This is a genomic window from Rhodococcus sp. NPDC080181 (genome assembly GCF_040702225.1).
In the GTDB taxonomy this organism is placed as follows: Bacteria; Actinomycetota; Actinomycetes; order Mycobacteriales; family Mycobacteriaceae; genus Rhodococcoides; species Rhodococcoides fascians.
This window is the reverse complement of sequence record NZ_JBFBKN010000003.1, coordinates 190913-212661: the sequence shown is the minus strand read 5'-3', so window position 1 is coordinate 212661 and position 21749 is coordinate 190913. Positions and strand designations below refer to the sequence as shown.

Sequence of the window (21749 nt, the reverse complement as noted above, 5' to 3'; positions counted from 1 at the left end):
TCGGGGTTGCTTTCTCGCCCACGGGCCCGATACTGAGCAGCAGATGCTGGATCCGACGGAAAGTGGGTGTGGCCATGAGCGGTTCGGACACCTGGGGCATCCCCAGCACAGATTTTCTCCGCTGGTACCTGCTCGCGGCCGTTCTCGCGATACTCCTGACGATGGCGGGGAACTGGATAGCCGCTCACCGATCGACCCCGGTGACGTCGGCAGGCCGCGTGCTCACACCCCCCGAAGTAGGTGTGCTCACCAGCGACTCCCAGGCGGTGATGGCGTCGTTGGCGATACTTCGCGGTGCCGAGATCATCGACTCGCAGGGGCGGAAACGCCGCGATCTGAGCGGCACCGAGCGCTCCCAACTGGATTGGTTCACCCGCACCGTCCTCGAACGCCTCGGTAGCGGTAAGGCCCCACTGGTTCGCTCCCGGCTGGTGGCGAACATGTCCGGCACTTGCGCGCAACTGCGGAGCACTCTCGTCGACGAGGGTCTGCTGCACGGCGCTCGCGGCTCCGCTGTCACACGGGCATTCCCGGTGCTCTTCGTCATCGCTGTCGGGATTGCCCGCATCGTCGCCGGCACCGCGAACGGCAAGCCCGTCTGGTTTCTCGTCGCGATCGTGTTCGTCCTGTTCGCGGCCGTGCCGGTTCTGCTTCGTCGACGCCGTCGGACAGCCGCGGGAGATACCGAACTACGCCGGCTCCGCGCCGAGAACGATTACCTCTCACCCCGCGCGCGACCGTCCTTCACCGCATACGGGCCGACTCGCGCTGGAATGTCGGCAGCCATCTTCGGAGCAGGCGCCCTGCTGATGCTCGATCCAGCGATGGCCGGTGCGCTCAGCTACGGCACCGCTCAGGCCGGTGGGGCCGCGTCGTTCGGCTTCGGCGGCGACAGCGGTGGCAGCGGAGGCGACGGCGGCAGCAGCAGTTGCGGTGGCGGCGGTGGGGGATGCGGCGGCGGAGGTTGTGGAGGTTGAACGTCGACGCAGTGCCCGTGGGGCTCGGAATCGGTTGGCGCTCGGAGATATCCGGCATCGTCTCGGAACTGCCGGGGCTGGCGTTCTGCGAGGTCATCGCCGAATCGATCGGTGAGCAGGCACCCGATCGCCTCGTCGCATTGGGAGTTCCCGTCGTCGCGCACGGAATCTCGTTGTCGTTGGGCGGTGCGGAGCCGGTGGAGCAGCACCGTATCGACCGACTGGCACGAGTCGCCTCGATGCTCGGATCCCCACTGGTGAGCGAGCACATCGCCTTCGTCCGCGCCGACGGCATCGAGGCCGGTCATCTGCTTCCGGTGCCGCGCACCCACGAAGCCCTGACGGCGCTCGCGCGAAACATCGCACGAACGCAGGATGGTGTGCCGGTTCCGCTGGCGGTGGAAAACATTGCAGCCCTGTTCGATTGGCCGGAAGACCAGTTGACCGAGAGTGAGTTCCTGGCAGAACTCGTCGAGCGGACCGGCGTGAGCCTGGTGCTCGACATCGCCAACGTGTACGCGAACGCACTCAATCGGGGCCGCGACCCGTGGACCGAACTCGAACGCCTGCCGCTGGATCGAATTGCTTACTGCCACATCGCCGGTGGCACGGTCCGCGGCGGCATCTATCACGACACCCACACTGAGCCGGTGCCCGACGAAGTCCTCGAACTACTACGAACCTTTGCGACGGCTGGGCATCGCACGCCCCTGATGCTCGAACGCGACGGTCACTATCCACCCGAGGCCGAGCTTCTCGCAGAACTGGATTCGATCGCGGATGCCGCGGGACTCGATCGCATCACCGGGGTACGGACGTCCGGGTACACGAGGTGAACGACGACCTGGCTCGCCGTCAAGAAGAGTTGGTGCGCGCTCTCGTGGCAGGTGGGCCACTGCCCGCCGAATTCGATTCTGCGACAGTGGACACTGTCCGAGCGGCTTTGCTGAACAAGCGAGCGGCCGAGATCGCGGCACGCTATCCGGCACTGCCCTCGGCGTTGGGCGACCGATACGAAATGCTGTTCCGCCGATGGGCGTCGAGCCGCCCCAAGGTGTCGACGGCCGAGGATGCCGAGGCCTTCTACCGAGCCATGGAACAGGAAGGGGAACTCGCCGCCACACATCCGGGACGGGTCGGGCAGCGAATGCCATACATGGCCGACGCACCCAACCCGCTCGCGCGCTTTCGCAGTCCGCTGCGCAGCACGTGGTTGACGTCGGTGTTCGGCGCGGTGCTGCTCGTTGCGCTGCCGATCGTGATTCTGACGGGCCTGCTGTCCTACAGTGCCTACGGGCCGCAATTCGGCCAAGCCAGACCAGGTGCCGTCGGGTGGTTGCGTTTACCGTTCTTCGACTGGCCGACGAACCCGGCCTGGCTGTACCAGCTGACGCAGGGCCTGCACGTCGGGTTGGGCCTGATCATCGTCCCGCTCGTCATCGCCAAGCTCTGGTCGGTGATGCCCAAGCTCGTCGAACTGCCACCGGTCCGGTCGCCCGCACATGCACTCGAACGACTGTCGCTGCTGGCACTCGTCGGTGGCCTGCTGTTCGAGATCGTCACCGGCGTGCTGAACATCCAGTACGACTACGTGTTCGGCTTCGATTTCTACGCCGCTCACTACTTCGGTGCCTGGGTTTTCATCTCCGGATTCCTGGTGCACCTCGGTCTCAAAGTGCCGCTGATGTGGCGGACCCTTCGATCGGAATCGTTGATGGACGTCCTGCGCGCCCGCAACGAAGCGCCGAGCCGGCCACACGAAACCATGAGCCGACGAGGTGCGATCGGATTGGTCGCCGCCGGAATGGGATTCGTAGCCGTGTTGACGGTGGGGCAAACCGTCGGAGGCGTCCTACGCAAGGCAGCAATTCTGCTTCCGCGGGGGCGTTCGTACGGCGACGGGCCCAACGACTTTCAAATCAACCGCACCGCCGAGGCGGCCGGTGTCACCGAAGAACAGACGGGCGCAGACTGGACTCTGTCCGTCGAGAGCGCTTCGGAGAACTCGGAACCCGTGGTTCTCTCCCGCGGCAGGCTGCTGTCCATGACTCAGCACACCGCCGAACTTCCCATCGCCTGTGTCGAAGGATGGTCGACCACGCAGAGTTGGACGGGAGTTCCGTTGGCCGAACTCGCAGCATTGGCAGGGGTACCCGCACCCAGGTCCGCGGAAATCATCTCGATAGAACAGGGTGGCCCATTCGGTCGTGCTGTGCTGCAGGGCAATCAAGCGCTCCATCCCGATTCGCTGTTGGCATTGAAAGTCAACGGCGTCGATCTCTCGCTCGATCACGGCTACCCGGCACGTGTCATCGTTCCCGCGCTTCCCGGTGTGCACAACACCAAGTGGGTGGCGCGCATCGTGTTCCGTTCGTGACTTTGCAAAACCACCCGGATAGTCGAGAATCTTTCATCGGTGGCCCGCGGGGCTGCCGACGAAGGATTACTCCTTCGTCTGGACGAGTCCAAAAGGTCATGCCACGATGCACGCACTATCTCGAGGCCTTCTCGCCGCGGGTGCAGCCCTCACGCTGATGCTCGCCGCGGGCTGTTCGTCGTCCGACGCCGGCACTGCCGTTGCCGCAGACACCACCGCCTCCAGCAGTTCCGCAGCCCCCACCACCACCGACAACGTGTCCGGCCAGGAAGGCATCGACGCCGGTGGCTCCACCGACATCGACGTCGAGATCGGCCAGTGCGTCAAGCTCGGTGGCACGATGACTGCCGCCGAGATCGACAACGCCGAGTGCGGCAGCATGGAGTCCAACTACAAGGTCATCGCCAAAGCCGAAGAGAACGAGCAGTGCCCCACCGACGTCAACCAGACGTATTACGAGACTCTGAACGGTGTCGAGCAGGGTGCATTGTGCCTCGACGTCGACTGGGTGATCGACGGCTGCATGAGCGTGCCGAGTACCGGAATGGACGAGCCCGCCCGAGTCGATTGCGCAGACCCCAGCGCGACGAGCGTGGAGAAGGTCACCGAGATCAAGACCGGAACCGCCGACCCCAACGACTGCCCCGAAGGCGGATTCGCCTACGAAGCACGGCAATTCGTCGTCTGCACCACAACGATGTCCTAGCCTGGATTCGCCGTCATCATCTGCGTGACGTAGTGATAGTCCAGGTGGCCGTGGCTGTCGATAGCCGCATGGACCGCTCGGAGCACTTCCTGCCGACGTGTGTCGGTGAGAATCTGGTGACTCGAGTACGTCGCGGCCATGGCGCAGAATTCGTCCGCGGTGTAACGCTGAACCCACTCGTAGGTCGACGTGGACCATGGGCCGAAGCCGGCCGCGCGGGGTACCGCGGTCTCGGATTGCACGCCGAGAGAGTGCGCCAACAGCGGTGCGGCTTCCGGCTCGGTGGCGATGTACGCAGCCCGCACCGACTCCCACACCGGCCCGTCAAGCTGACCGGGCATGTTCCACCACAGCCGAAGTGATCCCCCGGGGACCAATGCACGAGCCGCCACCGCGGCTCCTCGATCGGGATCGACCCAGTGCCACGCCTGAGCGGCCACGACGACATCGAACGATGAGCGCGCGCCGACGTAGTCCTCGAACCGGGTGACCTGAACATCGACGTCCATGTTCTCGGTTCGGTGTCGGATCACCTCGGCCATAGCTGAATCCGGCTCGACCGCAACCACAGAAGCGCCGCGTTCAGCCAACGCAACGGTGGCTTTGCCGGTGCCGGCTCCCGCTTCCAACACGCGGGTCGCACCGCCGGCAAGAACATCCGTGTACAGCGCCGCCGGGTATCCAGGACGAGCGCGGTCGTACTCCTCGGCGACTCGGCCGAAGGTCAAACCGCGGGGTCGTTCCGGCTCGTCCGTCACGTTAGCCAGAGTACCGATTATTCGGGACCACCGATGTTCGGCCGCTTCCAGCTGCGATCGGAGAGTGGACTCGGTGTGCCGAATTGCCTGCCCGACGACGGGCTCCACGACGGCCCCGAGAACCTTTCCGGCGATGCCCCCGGGCAGGCTGTAACGGAAGATGACGTCGAGACGGGTCCGGCCCTCATCCAGGTCCGTGAACGACCAGGTCGAGGAGTTGGACAGGCCTTCGACCGATTCGAGCGTGAGTCGCTCGTTCTCGACCCATTCGGTGACGCGCACGATCGAATTCAACGACTTGGGGCCAATCTGCATGGTTGCGTCGTACGTCGCCCCGAGACCGGAGGTGGTCTCACTCCTCGGCTCGAACCGCGTGATCCCGAACATCCACCGCGGGACGTTTCGATAGTCGTCGAGGTAGGCGAACGCCACATCGCGGGGTGTCGACGCGACCGCCGAATGGTTTATCTCACGCATTCCACCGACACTAATACACGCGACGGCGTGTTACACATAGATTGGCGTCGGCCTCTACCGGCGGACGTAGCCCGCCTGCTTGTCCACCACATTGACCAGGGACTCGTTCCGCCGATACCTATCGAGATTGTCCTCGAACAGCGTCCACAGCCGATCGGCGAAGTCGTCGGCGTCACCGGCCAGATGCGCCGTCAGAATCACGTTGTCCATCTCCCACAGCGGACTCGACGCCGGAAGTGGCTCGACCTCGAAGACATCCAACACGGCCCATCCGATCGCCCCGGAATCCAACGCCTCACACAAGGCCTGTTCGTCGACAACGGGCCCACGGGCGATGTTGACCAGCCCCGCGTCGTGACGCATCGCCCCGAGGACCTCTGCATTCACGAGCCCCCGGGTCTTCTCGGTCAGCGGCGCGGACAGCACCACCACGTCGTATTCACCTGCGTAGGCGGGTAACTCGTCCACCGAACGAATTCTCCCGAACTCCGCGTCTCCCGGCCGCTCGGATGTGCCGGCCGCGTCGACACGCATACCGAGTGCCCCGAGAACGCGACCGATGGCGCGGCCGATCGAACCCGGACCGACGACCAGCACTCTCCGATTGTGGATTCCACTGGTGAGGCGATGCTCCCAGACCCGTTCACGTTGTCGCCGAAGCGCTTCGGGCAGCTTCTTCATCGACGCCAGAACGCCCGCAGCGACGTATTCGGCAATTGCACGGTCGAGAATGCCGCCGGAGTTGGTCAGCACCCAGGGAGTTTCCCGCAGAACCGGATCCAGAACCCGATCGACCCCAGCGCTCGACACATGAATCCATCGGAGCTTGTCGGCGTGCGGCCACACGTTGCGCAGGTCGACCGTCTCGAACGTGCGAAACAGCAGAACCTCCGCCCACGACACAGCGTCGACGAGTTCGGTGATCGCGCAGCTCCGGAGCTGAACTCCATCGATCGATGGGAAGGCTTTTCGGTCCGAATCACTCTCGACCACAAGCACGTTCACCACAGGACTCGTCACCTCCGTACGATGGCAGGGTGCTCACCGTAGAACTCGCGTCTGCCGCCGACACAGCAACGATACTCGACCTCCGGCACGCCGCCGAGGACTGGTTGGCCGCCCGCAGCATCGATCAGTGGGCACCGCGCGAGGTACCTCTGTCGACTGTTGCGGCCCAGATAGACGCAGGGGAGTTCTACATCGCTCGACGTCACGCCGGTGGCCCGATCGTCGGAGCCCTGCGACTGATTTGGGCCGATCCTGCCGTCTGGCCGGAGCCAGACGACGACGCAGGCTATGTGCACGGATTGGTGATCGACAGAAGCGAAGCCGGAACGGGACTGGGCACCTCGTTGCTCGAGTGGGCGACGCAGCGGACCCGACAGGAAGGGCGAGGGCTGCTACGGCTGGACTGCGCCGAAACCAACACCGCTCTTCGCAACTACTACCTTCGGCAGGGTTTCCAGTACGTCGGCCGTCGCGACTTCGACGGTGGCAGTTCGTGGTTCAGCGTGGCGCTGTTCGAGAAGCCGACCTGCTTGTAGCGTGTCCCCCATGGGCGAGAACCGAGATCGGATGCTGCGCGGCGAACTCTACCGAGACGGCGATCCTGACCTGGTGGCCTCTCGGGTGTCGTGTGGAAAGTTGCTCGACAGATTCAACGCGACCGAGGCAGACCAGGACGAAGCAAGACGTGAACTGCTCGGCGAGCTACTCGGTTCCATCGGAGCGGACTCGTGGATCATGCCACGATTCCAATGCGACTACGGCACATACATTTCCATCGGGTCCAACAGCTTTCTGAACTACGACGCCATTCTGTTGGACTGCGCGCCCATCACGATCGGGAACGACGTCTCGATCGGTCCACGGGCCCAGCTACTGACGGCGCTGCATCCCATGGAAGACCACGAGGCTCGTCGATCTCGTTGGGAGAGCGCCCTTCCCATCACTATTGGAGACAATGTCTGGCTCGGCGGAGGCGTTATCGTCTGTCCCGGAGTCACGATCGGCGAGAACTCGGTCATCGGAGCCGGAAGTGTCGTCACCCGCGACGTACCGCCGCATACGTTCGCTGCAGGGAACCCGTGCCGGGCTATCCGCGCACTACCGTGAGATCACCGAGTTCAGGATTCTGTCGGAGTCACGAACCAGCGTGCCGACTGCCATCCGCGCGCCCCACCACATTCCCAGCCAGCCGATCGCTACGGCCATCGGGATCGACAGATACGCCCACGCTCCCGGAAGTAGCAGCGCGAGAAGCAGCGCTGGCACGACCGAGACGGCCAGGACCATTATTCCGAGTACGAGGAATACGAATGCACTTCCGGTGAACGACCCCCGTGTGTTCATCGAGAACGACTTCGTAGCTTCGGGCACCGGGTAAGCACCGCGTACGGAGTTCACGGCGGTCAGACCGGCGCTGACTCCGAGCATCGAGATCGTCACGGCGACAGGGATCTCCCATCGGTCGAGCCCTAGATCTCCGAACACTCGAACCACCAGGACCGGCACGATCGCGAAGGGGGTAGCAACCAGCAACCAGGCGATCTGCCGACCACGGATGTCGTCGGGGAGAGCCTGCGGAATCATCACCAGGTGCCACATCGAACCACCGTCGAGACCGTACGAATTCGATCCCGCACCCATCGCCATGAAGATCGCGATCCACGCACCCCAGGCTGCGCTGAACGGAATCGAGTCGGTCACCAGCGGGCCGATGCCGGCCAGCACTGCGAAGATCAGCACCGACAGCAGCTGACTCCGACGACGCATGTCACCGCGCCACAGGGACAGCTCTCGGGTCACTACCGCGCCGACCCGCGTCGCTCGCCACCCCGTCGCGCCGTCACGCCCCTGCTCTGCCGTCTGCTTACGGGTCGATCCCGACGACGTCGAGACCCGTCCCTCGAAGTGGCGTAGAACCAGGCGCTGCCAGGCCCATACAAGTGCGACGTCGAGAAGCAGCAATCCCAGCACCGCGCCGATCGCCAACAGCCAATTGCCCTCCAGCGCAGCATCGACGCCCGTGATGCCCCAGCCGAAGGGAATCGAATGGGCCAGTGTCAGCGGCCACGTCACTTCACCCGACAGCACACGATCGAGATTTTGTGTGATGGGGAACTGCAGGAAGTACAGGCCTCCGAAGACGGCACCGAACGCCAGCAACGCGAACTCGCGGCTGCGGCGACTCTTGAGTAGTTGCGACATGGCCAGCGTTACCACCCTCGACAGCGTCACGAAGAACACCACCGTCGCGGGCCAGGCCACGAGCGCCAGAGGCACTGCGGCAACCGACCGGGACAGAGCGTAGACCGGAATGGACGCTGTCGCAACGATTGTCAGCGGAACCACCATGCCGATCACCGACGTGGTCAACAGTGCACGGGCCAGGCGCGCGGGATCGACGGACAGCAATTGGAAGTGGCGGGGCTGAATGTTGTCGTCGGAGATACCCGACAGCACCGGGAAGAGCACCCAACTCAGGCCCGTCAGGGTCAGTGGGAGCTTGCGGTGCCGCCCACCAATACCTGCGACGCGTCGGTTCGAGCCGCCATCACGCACGCGAGAACCGCGAAGGCCAGCCCCAGCAATCCGAACACGGTCTTGATTACCGCCTGTCCGCCCTTGAACTGTCTGCGGTAAAGCGTGATTCGCATCTGCAGGACGGTGCGACCGACCGACATCACGAGCGCATCCAGGACAAGCCGTCCGGGTTCTGATCTCGGGAACCGACAAGGCGCACGAAGGCGTCGTCGAGGGTGCCGCCGGCGCGCACGTCGTCGACCGTTCCCGCCGCCACGACTCGACCACCGGTGATGACACCGACGTGGGAGCACAGCCGTTCCACGAGGGCCATGACGTGACTGGACAGGATCACCGAGCCGCCGGAGCGAACGAACTGAATCAGGATGTTGCGGATCGTCGTGGACGAGATGGGATCGACGGCCTCGAAGGGCTCGTCCAACACCAAGAGGCGAGGTCCGTGCAACAGCGCCGAGGCCAGTCCGATCTTCTTGGTCATTCCGGCGGAATAGTCGGCAATGACGGTTCCGCCGGCATCGGCGAGACCCAACGCGTTCAGCAGCTCGTCTCGACGCTGCGCGATGACGTCCTCCGGCATCGCGCGCAGTCGACCGATGTACGTCAGGAGTTCGTGGCCGGTGAACTGGGAGGGCAAGGTCAGTCCGTCGGGCAGCACGCCGAGCAGCTCCTTCGCCGCGATCGGATCGGCCCAGACGTCACGCCCGAAAACGAGGCTTCGGCCGTACTGCGGTCTGAGCAGCCCGACCGCCATGGACAGACATGTCGTCTTACCAGCACCGTTGGGGCCGACCAACCCGAACATCGACCCGGGCGGAACCATCAACGAGAGGTCGTCGACCGCAATCTTGGGGCCGAAGGCCATGCACATGTGCTCGAGTAGCAAAGCGGGAGGATTCGTTTGCATGGGTAACAGACTAGCCGGTATGGGCGGTTTCGTCATGCGCTACGAACCGACTGCACCGGTACCATCTGGGCATGAATCGCACCGCAGTGGTCACCGGAGCTTCGTCGGGCATCGGAAGGGCCGTCGCGTCGGCGCTGGTCGCCCGCGGCTACCGAGTTATCGGCACTTCTCGGAATCCGGATTCGATGACCTCCGATCAACGGGCAGCAGGCGTCGAGTATCGCGCTCTCGATCTCACCGATTCCGCGTCGATCACCGCATTCGTGACCGAACTCGGCGCCGTCGATGTTCTGGTCAACAATGCCGGAGAGAGCCAGTCCGGGCCCTTCGAGGAACTGCCGACCGACGCCATCGAGCGATTGTTCCAATTGAACGTGTTCGGCGCAGTGACGCTGTCGCAGAACGTCATTCCCGGCATGCGTGAGCGCGGGTACGGCCGCATCGTCATGGTCGGGTCGATGCTTGCGAGCTTTCCGCTCGCCTACCGCTCCTCGTACGCGTCGACGAAAGCAGCCATCAAGGGCTTCTCCGACGCCGCGCGACTGGAACTCTCTCCGTTCGGCGTGTGGATGACCACCGTGGAGCCGGGATCGATCAACACCGGAATCAGCGAACGCCGCACCAAGTACATCGCAGCGGATTCGGTCCACCGTGACGACTTCCACACAGCGATCTCGTCACTGGATCGTAAGGAGGGAACCGGAATCTCCGCCGAGGACGTCGCCGAAGTAGTACTGAAGGCCATCGAGGCCGACAAGCCGAAACCCTTGTACGCCAGAGGAAGCAACGCACCGGTCGTGTTTCTGGCGCGACGGTTGCTGCCGGCGACATTCATGGAGAAGACGATTGCGAAGATGTTCGGGTTGAAGAGATAGTTTGAACCCCTGACCTGGTGGAATACAGCCGGGTGATAGAAACTCTGGGCCTGGTCCTGGCGGCGACGGGTCTGATCGTCGCCGCCCAGGTGATCTCGAAGAAGACGGCGCTGCCCGCGGCAGCGTTGTTGACCTTGGCCGGCCTGGCCGTCTCGGCGTCGGCGTTGCCCGACATCGTTCTCGACCCCGAAGTCGTGCTTACTCTGGTGATTCCGCCGCTGCTCTACAGCGCCGCGCTTAACTCCTCGCTGATCGCGATCCGCCGCAACGTCTGGACGATCCTGAGTCTGTCGGTCGCCCTCGTGGTGGCGACCGCTGCCCTCGTGGGCGTCGGCATGTGGTTGCTCGTTCCGGGCATCACCCTGGCCGCCGGTATGGCGCTCGGTGCCGCTGTTGCGCCGCCGGACCCGGTCGCTGCCCTTGCCGTGGGTCGTCGCGCCGGCATCCCACCGAAACTCGTCACCCTCATCGAAGGTGAGGGACTGCTGAACGACGCGACGGCGCTGACGATGCTCACCGTCGCGATCACGGCGATATCCAGTCAGGACATGACCTTCGTCCACGCGGGCGGGTTGTTCGTGCTGGCGGCGGCCGGCGGCATCATCGTCGGATTGGTGATCGCGCTGCTGATCCGCCTGGTACAGCGCTACGTTCACGATTCGCTGCTGCTCAACATCGTGTCGCTGGCGACCCCGTTCGTGGCGTACCTGGCGGCAGAGGAAGTTCACGCGTCGGGTGTTCTCGCCGTGGTCGTCGCGGCCCTGGTGATCGGCCACCACACTCGTCACGCCATCTCCGGAGCCAGCCGACTGCAGACCAGTGCCGTGTGGCGACTGATCGATCTACTGCTCGAGGGATTCGTGTTTCTGCTCATCGGAGAGCAGTTGCCCACTGTGGTCGGCGGCCTCTCGGCATACTCCGGAACGACCATCGCCCTCGCGGTCACGGTCACTCTGGCCGGCGTGCTCCTGCTGCGTCCGCTGTGGTTGCTCACGACCGGGCTGTCCGTACGCGAGGCGGTGGTGATGAGTTGGGCCGGCACCCGCGGCGTCATCACCGTCGCTGCGGTGTTCACGCTTCCTCTGACGATCGACTCGGGCGAGCCGTTCGAGAGCCGAGACCTGTTGCTGTTCTGCGCTTTTCTGGTGGTACTGGTCACCGTGGTGGGCCAGGGGCTTACCTTCGCGCCATTGGTGCGCGCGTTGAACGTCGTCGCTGACCCCGCCGCAGAGGCGCGTCTGCGAAACGAAGCACGTGAGGGATCGACCAAAGCCGCACTGTCACAGCTCGATCGCATCGCCGACGAAGAGAACCTCGACGACGAGGGCCGGGAGATCCTTCGGAACGAGCTCGAGCATCGCATCGACCGGTACCACCGCCGACTCGATCATCTCGACGAGACAGACGTCGGCGACGCGGTCATCTCACCGGAACAGGTTGCCGCGATGAGTACGCGCCGCCGAATCCTCGATGTGGAGCGAGAAGAGTTGCTGTGCTGGCGCGATGCCGGCCGGCTACCGGACAACAGCATGCGCAGTCTCGAACACGAACTCGATCACGAGGAGCACTCGTTCCGGCCACACCGAGAGACCGATTAACCGGCAATCGCTGCGTGCATCTCCCAGACGATCACTTCCGCACCGCTCGCGGTACTCAGTTTCTGGCCGCCACCTCCGGTGACGCGCACGGCGTCACCCTGCGCGAGGGGTCCGACGCCCTCGAGCATCGCCTCACCCTCGGCCACGAAGATGTGCACGAACGGTGCGTCGGGGATCTCCACCGGAGCCTGCCCGGGCTGTAGGCGCGCCACGTGCATGGCGGCGTACTTGTTCTTGATGCGAATGGCGGCATGATCGGGCATGCCGGATGCGACGGGAACCAGTCCACCGCTGAGCAATTCGTTGTCGATCTCGAGCTGTTCGTAGCCCGGGGTGATGCCCTGCTCGTCGGGCACGACCCACATCTGGACGAAGCGAACAGGATCACCGTGCTTGCCCGAGTACGAGCCGGCAGTATCGCCGAGTCGCCATGAATCGTTCTTCTCCGAGTGCAGAATTCCGGTGCCCGCACTCATGCGTTGCGCGAGGCCGGGGTAGATGACTCCGGAGTGGCCCATCGAATCCTGGTGCACCAGCGATCCCTGCAGAACCCAGGTGATGATCTCCATGTCGCGGTGCGGGTGGGTATCGAATCCCATGCCCGGGGTGACGATGTCGTCGTTGTTGACCATGAGGACGCCGTGGTGGGTGTTACTGCGATCGAAGTGGTTGCCGAACGAGAAGGAATGCTTGGAGTCCAGCCAGCCGATCTTGGTCTTGAATCGGTCGTCGGCGCGGCGGAGGTCGAGTGTGGTTGCTGCAGAGGTCATGTCATTGCCTCGAATCTCGAAAGTAGGTGTGTTCTCAGAGAACGTGCGAGCCGTACATCTCACCGAGCGGATCGGCGATGAGTTCGAGCCGTGCGCCGTCGGGATCGCGGAAGTAGAGCGAGACCTCGCTGTGCTCGATCAATTCGATTCCCGCGTCGATCAGCTTGGTGCGCAGGTGCTCCCAGCGGGTGGGCTCGACACTGATGGCGACGTGGTGCAGGCCGCCCAGCACCTCCGCGTACGGGCCGACGTCCAGTCCGGGGAAGTCGAAGAAGGCCAGCAGGTTGCTGTTGCCGATGTCGAAGAAGAAGTGCGACGAACCCGGGTAGTCACGGTTCTCGATGAGCTCGGTCAGAGGGAACTCGAGCAGGTCTTGATAGAACCGCACGGTCGCCTCGACATCGCTGCTGACCAATGCCGTGTGATGAAGTCCGCGGGCAGACGATGCCGGACGCTCGCCAGCAGGCTTCATGTACTGCTGACGGATGCGGTCCCGCTCTGTGGTGTGTGGATCTGTCTCGGTCATCGCTTCAGCCTCCGGTCAAGTAGTTGCTTCGTCAACTACCGAGAAGAGTACACCCGTTAGTTGCGTTGTCAACTAGCATGGGGGCATGGACTCACCACGGTGGCTCGGTGCCGACGAACAGCAGGCCTGGCGCGCATACCTCGATGCGACGCGGCTGCTGCTTCGCGACCTCGACAATCAACTCACACGCGACTCCGGGATCTCCTTCACCGACTTCGAGCTATTGGTCGTGCTGTCCGAAGCGCCCGACCGTCGCCGACGAATGAGCGAACTGGCCGACGCCGTCACCACGACTCGCAGCGGCGTCACCAGGGCCATCAGCCGACTGGTCGACAACGGCTGGGTCACGCGCGTCAAATGCGACGACGACAAGCGAGGAATGTCCGCCGAACTCACCGAAGCGGGCATGAACACCCTCGCCGCCGCCAGCCCGGGACACGTCGAAGCAGTGCGAGGGAAAATGTTCGATCTGGTGGACCCGAACGATCTCGCGGCTCTGACCCGGACTTTCACGGCGATGCGGAACCACGCATCGTGACCGTGACTCACATACGCGGTGCACAACGCCATCACTGGTGGAACGAGTGGCTCGACTCGAAGCAGTCGTTTCCCGCCACCGGCAATTACGACCTCGCGGCCAATGCGCACGGGCTACTGATGGTGCACAACGAGGACACGGTGTTCCCGGGCGAGGGGTTCGACTCCCATCAGCACGAGAACATGGAGATCGTCACGTGGGTGTTGGAGGGGACGCTGAAACATACTGATTCCGAGGGCAATTCGGGAATGGTCTACCCCGGTCTCGTTCAACGCATGAGTGCCGGAACCGGAATTCGCCACACCGAGACCAATGCGTCGAGCCGGACCAGCCGAGAAAAGCTGCGCGTGGTGCAGATGTGGATCCCACCCGACACCGATGGAACCGACCCCTCGTACGAAGAGCTGGACGTGCAGGACCAGCTGGCGAACGGCGAGCTGGTTCCGGTGGCGTCCGGCATGCCGGGCCGCGGCGGCGTTCGGATCGGCAACCGCTACGCGACGCTGCATGCCGCCCGACTCGCACCGGGGGAGTCCGTCACCGTCCCTGACGCGCCGTACGGTCACGTCTTCGTCGCCGACGGTTCCGCCGAGTTCGAGACCGTCGGAGACGTTGCCCAGGGCGACGCGGTCCGACTCACCGCCACCGGAGGTCACCGTGTGACAGCATCGACGGCGAGCGAGATTTTGATTTGGGAAATGCACGCCGGCTTCGCCTGACCGAGTTCTTCTGACACAGGGAGATTCACCATGCCAACCGTTGTCACCGACGATGCCGTCTCCCTGAACTATCTCGACGAGGGCACCGGCCCGGCCGTGGTTCTCGTCGCCGGCTTCTGCGCACCGGCGACCACCTGGATGTTGCAGCAGAAAGCGTTGGTGCGAGCCGGATACCGTGTTCTGGCCCTCGATCGACGGGGTCACGGCACCTCCGATGCACCGACACACGGAGCGTCGATGGAGCGGCACGGACGCGATATCGCGAATTTCCTCTCGGAGGTGGGCGTCGACGAAGCCGTCTTGATCGGAGGTTCCATGGGGGCCAACACCATTTGGTCGTACGTCTCGCAGTTCGGCACCGACCGCGTTCGAGCCATCGTGTCGGTGGATCAGACACCGAAGATGGCGAACAGCGACGATTGGTCGAACGGCTTCTACGGTCTGACCGACAGCAATCGAACGTCGTTCTTCGACAGCGGAATACCCGACACGGGCCACGGCCGACCGCAGTGGAAGTCGGTGCCTGCACTACTGAAACTCGCGTTTGCATTGCGCGCGATGCCGAAGATGGCATCACCCGACACGGCCCCGATGAAGGCGCTACTGGCCGATCATGCGGCGCAGGACTGGCGCGCAACCATGTCCGGTACCGATAGGCCGTACCTCATGATCGCCGGACGCGACAGCCAGTTCTGGCCTGCTGCACATGCTTCCGAGTCCGCGAAGCTCAATTCGGGTGGTCGATCTGTGGTCTTGGAGAACTGCGGTCACGCTGCCAACATGGACCGGCCGAAGGAGTTCAATGCAGCGATGCTGGAATTCCTCGACTCGATCGACTGAGGTTACGACTGCTCGCGCCCGTCCAGAGCCTCAGCACACGTAACAAGGCTGCGGTGCAACACTTCTCGCTCACTCTTGGACAGCGACGCAATCATGGCGTGTTCCACCGCAGCGACAGCGGCCGACGCTTGCCGCAGGCGCTCCCTGCCCAGGGTCGTCACGTACAGACGCTGGTCTCGACCTACCCCCTCGATCTCCACCAGACCGCCGCGTGTGAGCCCGGCCAGCAGTTGATGGGTTGCCTGCCTGCTGACGAATACCGCGCGCGCGAGTTCGGCGTTGGACAGTCCCGGTTTGTGCGCGAGGAGTTCGAGGCTCGAGTACTGCGAGACGGTGATACCGAGATCGCGTAGGCACTCGTCCATCGCCGAACGCAGGGCGGACGTGGCCCGCTTGAGGGCGTAACCGATCGAGGTGTCGACATCCACTTGACTCATGTCAACATCTTGACATACATTCATCTCGTCAAGAACTTGACGAACTACCGAAAGGACACGACATGACCGTTGCAACCGTTTCCGGACCGAGCTTCCTCTCCCTCCAGGTACGCGACCTCGCCGTCAGTGCAGACTTCTACGAATCGCAGCTGGGCCTCGTCCGGGCACCCCAGGCACCACCCGGCGCAGTGGTGTTCACCACCTCACCGATACCGTTCGCTGTCCGAAACCCCGCTCCCGAAACGGATCTCGACAGTGGTCAGCCAGGACTCGGAGTTGCCCTCTGGCTGGTGTGCGACGACGCCGAAGCGCTCCACGAAAATCTCGTCGCCGCCGGCGTCACGATCGTGACCGCCCCCTTCGACGGCCCCTTCGGAAAGACCTTCGTCCTACGTGACCCCGACGGATACGCCGTCACCGTGCACAGCAGTTAGCCCCGAAGTCATCGACAAATGTGGGACCCTGAGCGCGGATGCCACCTCCGACGCGTAGGGAACACGACCATCATCGAGCGCCTGAAGAACCGCCTCATCGAGTCGGCGAACGCACCTCGAAAAGCCGCGAAACCGCCCGGGCCAATCCTGCTGGTATTTACCACGATCGCCGCCGTCACGTGGGCATGCGTGTCCAGGAACTGGTGGCCTCGCCCTACGGACAGTTCGCCTGGTTCGATCCGCTCCTCGCCGGCGCGTCATCGATCCTGGTGCTGCTGATCGTCGGGCTCATCTGGGCAATTCGCACCCTCCACGTCGTCGGCCAGGATCGAAGATGGTCGTGGTGGATAGCGCCGGCTCCGGTGGTGGTGGGCTTGGCAGCGGCTGTTCTGGTACTGCTGCCACCGGACAATATGCTGGACCATCGCGACGAATTCGAGGCCGTTGCGCGAGAATTGAGTGCACAGCCCTCGAATAGCCGCGAACACATCGAGATCGGCCCGTTCGACATCAGCTCGGCACGCGCCACATCTGGTGGCGAGGTCTACTTCGCCGAAGACAGCGGCTTCTCCCTCATGAGCGCCTCGGGCTGGGCGTATGCACCAGGTGGGCCGCCCGCGGGATTCGACGACTTCACCGCCACGCACCTGGACGGTCCCTGGTACGAATTCTCGGCCATCTGGCGGGACTGATACCCCAACCGCGGATCCGAAAGAACTATTGCGAAATATTTCTTTCGGGTTATGGTTGTTGCATGAGCCCACCACCTCCCGGTAGGACGCCGCGCAAGCTGACAGACATGTCCGAGCTGAAAGCGCTGACGCATCCCATCCGGTTACGTCTGCTCTATGCACTCCGCGCCAACAAGTCGATGACGGCGACCCAGCTCGGCGATCTCGTGGACGAGTCACCCGCCTCGGTGAGCTATCACCTGCGCAAACTCGCCGAGCACGGGTTCGTAAAGGAGGTAGAGAACGGCTCGGACAAGCGCCAACGTTGGTGGTCGGAGGCCAATGAGGAGGGCTTCAGCTGGTCCGAGAACGACTTCTCCGACTCGCCCGAGTCACTGTCGGTTGCCAAGGCGTCCAAGGACTCCTGGTTGGCGCACCAGTGGTCTCGGCTGCGTGATTTCGACCGGACTTCCGAGTCGTGGGGGCATGAGTGGGTATCGGCGGCCTTCAGCTCCGACGACGTCCTGCGGCTCACCGCCGAGGAGACGAAGGAGATGGGCACGGAGATGCGCGCCGTCATCGACAAATGGCGTCGACGCGGCGAGAACGCGACCTCGGGGGAGCGTGAACACGTGATGGTGCTGATGCATGGATTCCCCACTACACCTTAGGAGTTGGCATGTATCCGTTCGATCCGCACACGTACCTCTTCTTGGCCGAGCAAGATCGCGATCGGCATGTGCTTCTGGCTGAGCGGCGCAGACTCGCTGCTGCGCAGAAGCGCCTCCGCCGAGATGAACTCCGCGTTCAGAAGGCGTGGGACGAGTTGACCGCATCGCTCGCCGATGTCTCCCTTTCCGAGCGACGGGTCCTCGAGCTGGCTCGTCGGTGACGAAAGCTGTTCAAAGCAGTCGCTTTTCCAACCACACCTCGGCGTACGGCTCGGCGTTGAATGCCGGCACCTCCCGATAGCCGAGCTTGGAGTACAGGCCCCGGGCCTCGACGAGGTCCGCTCGCGTATCCAATCGCATTGTCGTACGGCGCGATTGGCGGACCGAACCTTCGACGAACTCGACGACCGACGACCCGACGCCGTTTCCACGGGCGCGCGCGTCGACGAAGACCCGAGTCAGTTCTGCGATGTCGTCGGAGACGAAACGAGCACCACCGCAACCGACCAGCGTCGAGCCCAGGTATGCGACAACGAACAGGCCCGAATCACCCACGAGATCGTCACTCGGCTCGTCGACCATGACTCGTCGTACTTCCTCGTCCGACGCCTCGCGGCCGTAGAGGCGTCCGACGATATCGACGTTGTAGCGAAACAGGATGTCGAGCGCCGGCTCCGAGGAGGGATGAACGACAGCGAACGTCGCCGATACAGGCACTACTTCGCGGCGGCCCGTCTGGCGAGCACCTTCGAGATCCCGAGCTGCGCAACAACGATGATGCAGCCGACGATCGCACCGATGACTGCCGACGCGAGAGTGTTGACGATCCACGCCAGCACTCCGCCGACACCCGCGACCCCACGCACCGCATCCTCACCGTGGTGCACCAGCTCGTAGATGGGGTGGAAACCGAGCTCGTCGATGCCCACGAGAAGGATGTGCCCACCGACCCACAGCATGGCTGCGGTGCCGACGACCGATAGCACTGCCATCACCTTCGGCATGCCCTTGACCAGTCCGCGGCCGAACTTCTCGACGAACCCGGACGAGCCCTCGGCCAGCTTCAGACCGATGTCGTCCATTTTGACGATGAGTGCGACGACGCCGTAGACGACGATGGTGATGACCACCGCGACTACCGCCAAGATGATGAGGCGACTCCAGAAGCCCTCGCTCGCAATGGTGTCGAGAGCGATGACCATGATCTCGGCGGAGAGAATCAGGTCGGTCCGAACGGCACCCGACACCACGCTGTCCTCGTCCCGCGGCTCGTCCTCTGCCTCGGCGTGATGATCGCCGTGGCCGAACAGCGCTCCCCAGATCTTGTGCGCTGCCTCGTAGCTGAGGTAGCAGCCACCGAGCATCAGAATGGGCGTCAGAAGCCATGGGAGGAACTGACTGAGCAGCAGGGCGATCGGCAGAATGATCAGCAGCTTGTTCCGAAGCGAGCCGACGGCGATGCGCTTGATGATGGGCAATTCACGTTCGGCCGCGAGACCGCGAACGTACTGCGGGGTCACCGCTGCGTCGTCGATCACGACACCGGCGGCCTTGGCCGTCGCTTTGCCGGTAGCCGCACCGACATCGTCGATGGATGCCGCGGCCAAACGAGCCAGCGCTGCCACGTCGTCGAGCAGAGCTACGAGTCCGCCTGCCATCACAGACCTCCGAGTGAAGACGATTGCACTGTGAGACTCCTAGGCTACGAACCGACGTCGGATCAGGTGAACCCTACCGCCCCGGCCGTCAGCGTGAAGCTCGGAGTAAAGCGTCGGTCAACGGCCGGCATGTTCGCGGCGGAACGCTTCGAGCACCAGTTTCAGTACCCCAGGTGCCGCGGCCTCGATGTGAGCCGATCGGAGTTTGTTGAACTTGCGTCCCGACTGCTCGTACTGCTCGATGATTCCCGAGTTTCTGAGTATCGAGAAATGGTATGACGCCGAAGACTTTGCCAGGTCTTCGTATAGCTGCCCACACGCCATATCGACTTTCGAGTCTGCCAATCGACGCACCATGTCGAGCCGAGTCTCGTCGGACAGCGCATGAAGTATCGCCGACACGGACATGTCGCTCATCCAGACCTCCGGGTTCGAACTTTCCGAACTCGATGATACCGTCACGCGTACTGGTTCGAATAATTCGAACCTGCCGATCCGAAGGGGACTGCCGATGCGCATAGGACTGGTCGGAGCAAATATCGAACACGGGTGGGCGTTCCGTGCGCACGTTCCCGCAATAGAATTTCTGCGCACTGTTCTCGGCACGGATATTTCGATCAGTGCGGTGAGTACGTCACGCACCGAATCTGCGCATGCAGCCGCGGCCGCCACCGGAGCCGAACCATTTACCTCGGCCAGCGCATTGGCCAGGTTCGAGGCTGTCGACCTTGTCGTAGTGACAGTCAAAGTGCAGGCACACTCCGAGTTGGTCAGCGCAGCGCAGGCTGCCGGAAAACACGTGCTCTGCGAATGGCCACTCGGCCTCGACGCGGCCGAGGCCCATTCGATGAGTGTTCGAGCGACTTCACAGCACCGTGGCTTCGTCGGCCTTCAATCACGGTTCGACCCCTCTGCGATCGCGCTTCGCGAGATGATCGCGGCCGGAGAACTGGGTGACATTCAGGCCGTGAACGCGCGATCGTCACGAGCCAAAGGAGCCGAGACCATATCTGCGCAGTCCGCGTACACGCTCGATCGCACCAGCGCCGCCGGCACGAGGGAGGTACACACTGGCCACGTACTCGACCTCCTCGATCAGGTACTCGGCGGGATCGCCGTTACCGGTGGAACGTCGAGAATTCACAGGCGCGACTATCGCGTGGCGGGACAAGCCCTGCCTGTGGCTGCGACTGCGCCGGATACCGTCCGGGTCCAATTCGACGCGGGTGGAGCGCTCGGTTCCGCACTGATTTGGGACGGGGACGACAACGCGCAGACAGTCATCGACATACAGGGATCACGCGGTCGGGCTTCCCTGTTCACCCTTCCAGTACCGACGCCGATCATGCGTCAGGTCCAGATGGCACCGCTCGCGGCGACATTCCACCCGAACGGACAACCCGAACCCCTCACGTTGCCGTCCTCCATGCCCACAATCCATCTTCCCGGCAATCCAGCAGCAACCAATATCGCATCGCAATATCTGGCGATCATCGACGACCTGGCAGACGGGGGAAGTCGGACTGCAACATTTGCCGACGCACATCGCATTCATGGGTACATCGAGCACATCAGCGAGGAGCCCGGGATCTGACTTCTGACGACCCAGCTTGATGTATGGTCTCCTATACGTACAGTGAACTATACGTAGAACGGGAGTTGCTCATGACACTCAGATGGTTGTCGGTCGGCGCCGTCGGTCTCGCTACCGCCTCGGCGACGGCATTGCTGGCCTGGCTGGTCTCACCCGTCGCCCCAGGGGTCGCGGCGGTGGTGTTCGGGTTCACCGCACTCCCGTTCGGTGCAATGCTGGGCTGGATACTGTTCGTCGCACCGGTCACCGCCGACCAGACCTACACCTCGGGCGACAGCGTCGAAAGCCATTGGACGACATCCGCGTCCAGCGGTACGGCCACCGATCTGGTGACCGTGCTGGGTCTGACTCTTGCGGTGGTGTCCATCGCCCGCGTCGATCCCCCGGCCACGCTGCTGCTGACGGGCTTGCTGCTGGCGGCATTCGCATCGTTCACCGCGCGGTACGCGTTCGCGCGCTACCGGGCCCTGTCCGAGTGAAGAACGATGTTCGACGGCGCCGCACCGAGAAGCGGTGGTCTCAGAGCGAATTGGCCGAGCGAATCGACGTCACCCGACTGACGATCATCTCCATCGAGAAGGAGCGGTTCGACCCGAGCCTGCCTGTCGCCTTCCGCCTTGCCGCAGCATTCGACTGCACGATCGAGGAGTTGTTCGAGCCGGATACGAATTGA

29 protein-coding genes and 1 pseudogene are annotated in these 21749 nt (G+C 63.5%); 18 read left to right on the top strand and 12 right to left on the bottom strand.

The genetic code is table 11. The annotated features are described in order from the left end of the window. Window positions 1-74: 74 nt before the first annotated feature. The 4 genes from AB0O58_RS05065 (at window position 75) to AB0O58_RS05050 (ending at window position 4060) form a co-directional block, all read left to right on the top strand. Window positions 75-977 (top strand): TIGR04222 domain-containing membrane protein, encoded by a 903-nt coding sequence (locus AB0O58_RS05065; protein ID WP_366237966.1) that lies wholly within the window; start codon window positions 75-77, stop codon window positions 975-977. After that, window positions 974-1813, top strand: coding sequence for a DUF692 domain-containing protein (locus tag AB0O58_RS05060; protein WP_230593522.1), 840 nt, complete (start codon window positions 974-976; stop codon window positions 1811-1813). Before AB0O58_RS05065 ends, AB0O58_RS05060 begins: the two co-directional genes overlap by 4 nt. Window positions 1814-2124: 311 nt before the next feature. Further along, a complete protein-coding gene (locus tag AB0O58_RS05055) occupies window positions 2125-3354 on the top strand; it encodes a molybdopterin-dependent oxidoreductase (protein ID WP_052061640.1) in 1230 nt (409 codons plus the stop codon). 106 nt (window positions 3355-3460) lie between these two features. Continuing rightward, window positions 3461-4060, top strand: a complete 600-nt coding sequence (locus AB0O58_RS05050; RefSeq protein WP_032373468.1) for a hypothetical protein — start codon at window positions 3461-3463, stop codon at window positions 4058-4060. Here the strand turns inward: AB0O58_RS05050 and AB0O58_RS05045 are convergent. From AB0O58_RS05045 to AB0O58_RS05035, 3 genes and pseudogenes are all read right to left on the bottom strand, one after another. Beyond that, window positions 4057-4818 (bottom strand): class I SAM-dependent methyltransferase, encoded by a 762-nt coding sequence (locus tag AB0O58_RS05045; protein WP_052061624.1) that lies wholly within the window; start codon window positions 4816-4818, stop codon window positions 4057-4059. The two genes, AB0O58_RS05050 and AB0O58_RS05045, sit on opposite strands and share 4 nt — an antisense overlap. 39 nt (window positions 4819-4857) lie before the next feature. Continuing rightward, window positions 4858-5295: pseudogene (locus tag AB0O58_RS05040) on the bottom strand (SRPBCC family protein); the annotation flags it as partial. Between the two features lie 54 nt (window positions 5296-5349). Continuing rightward, on the bottom strand, window positions 5350-6315 hold the full coding sequence (locus tag AB0O58_RS05035; protein WP_206498486.1) for a D-2-hydroxyacid dehydrogenase: 966 nt from the start codon (window positions 6313-6315) through the stop codon (window positions 5350-5352). Between the two features lie 17 nt (window positions 6316-6332). Between AB0O58_RS05035 and AB0O58_RS05030 the strand changes: the two genes are divergently transcribed. After that, window positions 6333-6839: a GNAT family N-acetyltransferase gene (locus tag AB0O58_RS05030; protein ID WP_032373465.1), complete on the top strand. Its 507-nt coding sequence runs from the start codon at window positions 6333-6335 to the stop codon at window positions 6837-6839. Window positions 6840-6849: 10 nt separating this feature from the next. Continuing rightward, complete coding sequence (locus tag AB0O58_RS05025) at window positions 6850-7410, top strand: sugar O-acetyltransferase (protein WP_032373464.1); 561 nt, start codon at window positions 6850-6852, stop codon at window positions 7408-7410. Here the strand turns inward: AB0O58_RS05025 and AB0O58_RS05020 are convergent. Genes AB0O58_RS05020 through AB0O58_RS05010 form a run of 3 tightly spaced genes read right to left on the bottom strand, consistent with a single transcriptional unit; the run spans window position 7402 to window position 9745 of the window. After that, entirely contained in the window at window positions 7402-8772 is a 1371-nt protein-coding gene (locus AB0O58_RS05020) for an ABC transporter permease (RefSeq protein WP_230593521.1), read from the bottom strand. The genes AB0O58_RS05025 and AB0O58_RS05020 overlap by 9 nt on opposite strands. A gap of 20 nt (window positions 8773-8792) precedes the next feature. Beyond that, entirely contained in the window at window positions 8793-8954 is a 162-nt protein-coding gene (locus AB0O58_RS05015) for a hypothetical protein (RefSeq protein WP_230593520.1), read from the bottom strand. A 26-nt stretch (window positions 8955-8980) separates the two neighbouring features. After that, on the bottom strand, window positions 8981-9745 hold the full coding sequence (locus AB0O58_RS05010; RefSeq protein ID WP_032373463.1) for an ABC transporter ATP-binding protein: 765 nt from the start codon (window positions 9743-9745) through the stop codon (window positions 8981-8983). A 71-nt stretch (window positions 9746-9816) separates the two neighbouring features. Between AB0O58_RS05010 and AB0O58_RS05005 the strand changes: the two genes are divergently transcribed. Together AB0O58_RS05005 and AB0O58_RS05000 are read left to right on the top strand one after the other, a co-directional pair. Continuing rightward, window positions 9817-10620 (top strand): SDR family oxidoreductase, encoded by an 804-nt coding sequence (locus AB0O58_RS05005; RefSeq protein ID WP_027495114.1) that lies wholly within the window; start codon window positions 9817-9819, stop codon window positions 10618-10620. A 32-nt stretch (window positions 10621-10652) separates the two neighbouring features. After that, window positions 10653-12218: a Na+/H+ antiporter gene (locus tag AB0O58_RS05000; protein ID WP_052061639.1), complete on the top strand. Its 1566-nt coding sequence runs from the start codon at window positions 10653-10655 to the stop codon at window positions 12216-12218. Here the strand turns inward: AB0O58_RS05000 and AB0O58_RS04995 are convergent. Then, window positions 12215-12988, bottom strand: coding sequence for a pirin-like bicupin family protein (locus tag AB0O58_RS04995; RefSeq protein ID WP_032373461.1), 774 nt, complete (start codon window positions 12986-12988; stop codon window positions 12215-12217). The two genes, AB0O58_RS05000 and AB0O58_RS04995, sit on opposite strands and share 4 nt — an antisense overlap. A 34-nt stretch (window positions 12989-13022) precedes the next feature. After that, entirely contained in the window at window positions 13023-13514 is a 492-nt protein-coding gene (locus AB0O58_RS04990) for a VOC family protein (RefSeq protein WP_032373460.1), read from the bottom strand. An 85-nt stretch (window positions 13515-13599) separates the two neighbouring features. On the opposite strand from AB0O58_RS04990, the gene AB0O58_RS04985 reads away from it, so the two are divergent. Genes AB0O58_RS04985 through AB0O58_RS04975 form a run of 3 tightly spaced genes read left to right on the top strand, consistent with a single transcriptional unit; the run spans window position 13600 to window position 15611 of the window. Beyond that, window positions 13600-14052: a MarR family transcriptional regulator gene (locus AB0O58_RS04985; protein WP_032373459.1), complete on the top strand. Its 453-nt coding sequence runs from the start codon at window positions 13600-13602 to the stop codon at window positions 14050-14052. After that, window positions 14049-14771: a pirin family protein gene (locus AB0O58_RS04980; protein ID WP_032373458.1), complete on the top strand. Its 723-nt coding sequence runs from the start codon at window positions 14049-14051 to the stop codon at window positions 14769-14771. Before AB0O58_RS04985 ends, AB0O58_RS04980 begins: the two co-directional genes overlap by 4 nt. Window positions 14772-14801: 30 nt before the next feature. Next, window positions 14802-15611, top strand: a complete 810-nt coding sequence (locus tag AB0O58_RS04975; RefSeq protein WP_032373457.1) for an alpha/beta hydrolase — start codon at window positions 14802-14804, stop codon at window positions 15609-15611. A 2-nt stretch (window positions 15612-15613) separates the two neighbouring features. On the opposite strand, the gene AB0O58_RS04970 is transcribed toward AB0O58_RS04975, so the two are convergent. Beyond that, window positions 15614-16048, bottom strand: coding sequence for a MarR family transcriptional regulator (locus AB0O58_RS04970; protein WP_366237965.1), 435 nt, complete (start codon window positions 16046-16048; stop codon window positions 15614-15616). Window positions 16049-16110: 62 nt separating this feature from the next. On the opposite strand from AB0O58_RS04970, the gene AB0O58_RS04965 reads away from it, so the two are divergent. The 4 genes from AB0O58_RS04965 (at window position 16111) to AB0O58_RS04950 (ending at window position 18045) form a co-directional block, all read left to right on the top strand. Then, the gene (locus AB0O58_RS04965; protein ID WP_032367695.1) at window positions 16111-16482 is read left to right on the top strand and encodes a VOC family protein; all 372 of its coding nucleotides are present in this window, start codon (window positions 16111-16113) and stop codon (window positions 16480-16482) included. Window positions 16483-16667: 185 nt separating this feature from the next. Next, complete coding sequence (locus AB0O58_RS04960; protein WP_241258205.1) at window positions 16668-17174, top strand: DUF1109 domain-containing protein; 507 nt, start codon at window positions 16668-16670, stop codon at window positions 17172-17174. A 62-nt stretch (window positions 17175-17236) separates the two neighbouring features. Beyond that, window positions 17237-17824 carry a helix-turn-helix domain-containing protein gene (locus tag AB0O58_RS04955; RefSeq protein WP_241258204.1) on the top strand — a complete coding sequence of 196 codons (588 nt, stop codon included), beginning with the start codon at window positions 17237-17239 and terminating at the stop codon, window positions 17822-17824. 8 nt (window positions 17825-17832) lie between these two features. After that, the gene (locus tag AB0O58_RS04950; RefSeq protein ID WP_027495104.1) at window positions 17833-18045 is read left to right on the top strand and encodes a hypothetical protein; all 213 of its coding nucleotides are present in this window, start codon (window positions 17833-17835) and stop codon (window positions 18043-18045) included. 10 nt (window positions 18046-18055) lie between these two features. On the opposite strand, the gene AB0O58_RS04945 is transcribed toward AB0O58_RS04950, so the two are convergent. The 3 genes from AB0O58_RS04945 to AB0O58_RS04935 form a co-directional block, all read right to left on the bottom strand. Then, window positions 18056-18541: a GNAT family N-acetyltransferase gene (locus tag AB0O58_RS04945; protein ID WP_206498478.1), complete on the bottom strand. Its 486-nt coding sequence runs from the start codon at window positions 18539-18541 to the stop codon at window positions 18056-18058. Continuing rightward, a complete protein-coding gene (locus AB0O58_RS04940) occupies window positions 18541-19482 on the bottom strand; it encodes a DUF808 domain-containing protein (protein ID WP_206498477.1) in 942 nt (313 codons plus the stop codon). Before AB0O58_RS04940 ends, AB0O58_RS04945 begins: the two co-directional genes overlap by 1 nt. A 117-nt stretch (window positions 19483-19599) precedes the next feature. Next, a complete protein-coding gene (locus tag AB0O58_RS04935) occupies window positions 19600-19899 on the bottom strand; it encodes a helix-turn-helix transcriptional regulator (protein WP_052061623.1) in 300 nt (99 codons plus the stop codon). 94 nt (window positions 19900-19993) lie between these two features. On the opposite strand from AB0O58_RS04935, the gene AB0O58_RS04930 reads away from it, so the two are divergent. From AB0O58_RS04930 to AB0O58_RS04920, 3 genes are all read left to right on the top strand, one after another. Further along, window positions 19994-21076 carry a Gfo/Idh/MocA family oxidoreductase gene (locus tag AB0O58_RS04930; RefSeq protein WP_196251043.1) on the top strand — a complete coding sequence of 361 codons (1083 nt, stop codon included), beginning with the start codon at window positions 19994-19996 and terminating at the stop codon, window positions 21074-21076. Between the two features lie 71 nt (window positions 21077-21147). Continuing rightward, window positions 21148-21555: a hypothetical protein gene (locus tag AB0O58_RS04925; RefSeq protein ID WP_230593518.1), complete on the top strand. Its 408-nt coding sequence runs from the start codon at window positions 21148-21150 to the stop codon at window positions 21553-21555. After that, complete coding sequence (locus tag AB0O58_RS04920; RefSeq protein WP_032373454.1) at window positions 21552-21749, top strand: helix-turn-helix transcriptional regulator; 198 nt, start codon at window positions 21552-21554, stop codon at window positions 21747-21749. Before AB0O58_RS04925 ends, AB0O58_RS04920 begins: the two co-directional genes overlap by 4 nt.